This is a genomic window from Halomonas sp. 707D4 (assembly GCF_024158685.1).
GTDB lineage: Bacteria > Pseudomonadota > Gammaproteobacteria > Pseudomonadales > Halomonadaceae > Vreelandella.
In genome coordinates, this window is sequence record NZ_JAMZBD010000445.1 from 1 (window position 1) to 2515 (window position 2515).

The 2515-nt window shown below is 64.3% G+C and carries 3 protein-coding genes and 1 pseudogene; 1 reads left to right on the forward strand and 3 read right to left on the reverse strand.

Features of this window, described 5'->3' with window-relative positions:
* From BIS11_RS14995 to BIS11_RS15005, 3 genes are all read right to left on the reverse strand, one after another.
* Positions 1-358 (reverse strand): biotin/lipoyl-binding protein (locus BIS11_RS14995; protein ID WP_253586427.1); only part of this gene is annotated, 358 nt, incomplete at its 3' end.
* 201 nt (positions 359-559) lie between these two features.
* Complete coding sequence (locus BIS11_RS15000; protein WP_253420154.1) at positions 560-1069, reverse strand: porin family protein; 510 nt, start codon at positions 1067-1069, stop codon at positions 560-562.
* A 77-nt stretch (positions 1070-1146) separates the two neighbouring features.
* Positions 1147-2064 carry an EamA family transporter gene (locus tag BIS11_RS15005; RefSeq protein ID WP_253420153.1) on the reverse strand — a complete coding sequence of 306 codons (918 nt, stop codon included), beginning with the start codon at positions 2062-2064 and terminating at the stop codon, positions 1147-1149.
* A gap of 192 nt (positions 2065-2256) precedes the next feature.
* Between BIS11_RS15005 and BIS11_RS15010 the strand changes: the two are divergent.
* A pseudogene (locus BIS11_RS15010) lies at positions 2257-2515 on the forward strand (acetate kinase); the annotation flags it as partial.

The window sequence follows — 2515 nt, forward strand, 5'->3', positions numbered from 1 at the left end:
GTGCGGTGGCCTGTGCTGCCGCCAAGGCGGCGCGGGCGGCGGCGAGCTCGGCATTCAGGCGCGCATTCTCCTGCTCGGCCTGCTCCACCTTGAGCTCGGCGTCCGCCACGGCGATCTCGAACGGGTCGGCCTTGAGGCGAAACAGCACATCCCCTTTGGCGACCTGCTGGTGATCGCGCACCACCACTTCGCTCACCGGCGCGCTCAGTTCCGGCGCGATGCGCGTGACCGGACGCAGGATGCGTGCTTCCGGCGTGATCGGCATGAAGCTGTCGGCGATGAGGAAATAGACGAACAAGAGGGCAAAGGCGGCCAGGGCCACCCTTACCCAGCGGGTAAAGCGCTGATCGGGGGTCATACGGGGCACTCGTTCAAAACTCGGCGGGGCCGGCTTCATCGGGGTTGATACGTTAGTCTAACAAACAATTAGCAAGCTAACAATAAAGCCCCCCATTGCCCCTTAATTCCACTGCCCTTGATTCCATTGTCCAAACTTTCATAGCGCCTATACGAAAAAGCCCCGCACTGGGCGGGGCCTTGGACCACGAACGCTCGCGAATCAGAACCGGTAGCGCAGGCCGACGCTTGCGGCGTCGAAGTCGTAGTCGGACTTGTCGAGATAGCGCATGTAGTCGGCGCCCACGGCGACGTTGGGGGCGATGTCCACCTCGGCACCGGCGCCGTAGGAGAAGCCGCTTTCACGGTCGATGTCGAAATCGACCTCGGTCATGCCCGCCAGGCCGTAGAGGCGAACGTTGGGGGCGATGGGCGCGATACCCTTGGCGTAGACGCCGGCCAGGTAGTCGAGCTTGGCGCCGCCGTCGGAGCCGCCGGTACCCAGGTGACCTTCCAGCGCGAAGTAGTCGTTGAACTGGGCGCCGCCGCGAAGGCGCAGGCCTACGTCGTCGCGCGAGGAGCCACGGTCCGGGTCCAGGTTCCAGAACATGGCATCGCCGCCGATGTAGCCTTCCGGGTAGCCAAAGGATTGCTGCGCCTGAGCGGATGCCGCGAAAGCACCCGAGCCGAGCAACAGGGCCGCGGAGGTGAGTGACAGGACGGTCATCTTCATAGGGGTAACCTCAGTTAAAAAACAGTGTTTCCTTACGCCGACCAAGTGTGGCCCAAGACGCTCGAAAACGCAAATCCTCAGCGCACCCGGGAAAGACCGAGCATCACGATCCCCCCGACCACTACCGCCCCACCCAGCAGTTGAACCGGCCCGAGCATCTGACCCAACACGAAATAACCGAACACCAGCGAGGCCACCGGTTCGATGTTCATGACCGGGGCGTTGCGCGCCATGTCGAGCCGCGGCACGAAGATGAACAGCGTCGAAAATCCCGCGCCATACAATAGCGCCAGAAGCCCGAGCCCCGTCCAGCCCGCCGCGTTCCCGGGCAGGTCCATGCCGCCGGGCACCGCGCCCAGCACCGCTCCCGCTATCATGGCGAAGAACACCGTCTGCATGGTGAGCAGGCTGCGAAGCGTGCTGCCCACCCCAGCCAAGCGGTGTTCGGTGATCCACAGCGCGCTTGCGAACACGAAGGCGGCGATCAGCCCGAAACCGATCCCGGCGAGCCACTCCGGGCCCATGGCCTCGGGCTGGGAGAGCCAGGCGGGAATGTCGAGAACCACGAGAAGCCCCACCAGGATGGTACCCATCACCAGGCACTGGCGAAGCGTGGGCCGCGGCCCGCCCAGCGCCCAGCTCAAGAGCGCCAGCTGAATGGGAAAGGTATTGACCAGCAGCAGCGCGATGACCACGGGAAGCCGTGCCACCGCCGAGTAGAGGCTCAAACTCTGCACGGTGATCAATAGCCCCACCGTCAGTTGCCAGGGCCAGGTGCCGCGCGGAAGCCACAGGCGCTTGCGTTGAAGGGCCACCAGCATGAGCAGGATCACGCACGCAACGCCGGAACGCGTCAGAATGGCCAACAAAAGCCCCGTGCCGTTGTCGAAGGCCAGACGCGCCGAAACGTGGTTGGCCGCGAACATGCTGCCCACGGTCAGCAGCAGGGCGATCGCCAGCGGGCGGGGCAGCGCGGAAGGGGCAGATGCGGACATGGCGTTGGATCGGCTCGCGTCGAGTTTACAAGAGGTCAGGAACGGCCATTTTACACGGTTGATCCACGCACTTAAGCGCTGATCGACGAACGATCGAAATGATATACTAACGTCTAATACGCTGACGCCAGGGAGGCGGACTTCCCTCGTCGCCACGACGTTTCACGTCGTCACAACACGAAGAAGGCTCATATGAACGCACCGGTGCTGGTGATCAACTGCGGCTCCTCCTCGATCAAGTACGCGCTGATCGATTCCACTCCCGAGACGCCGCGCCTGGCCGGCCTGGCAGAACGCCTGGGCACGCCCCAGGCGCGGCTCAAGGGCAAGAACAGCGCCGGTGACAGCTTCACCCAGGCGCTGCCCGGCGCCGACCATGCCAAGGCCCTGAACGCCATACTGGATCGGCTCGAGGGGCGCCTGCCCGTGGCGGTGGGCCATCGTATCGTCC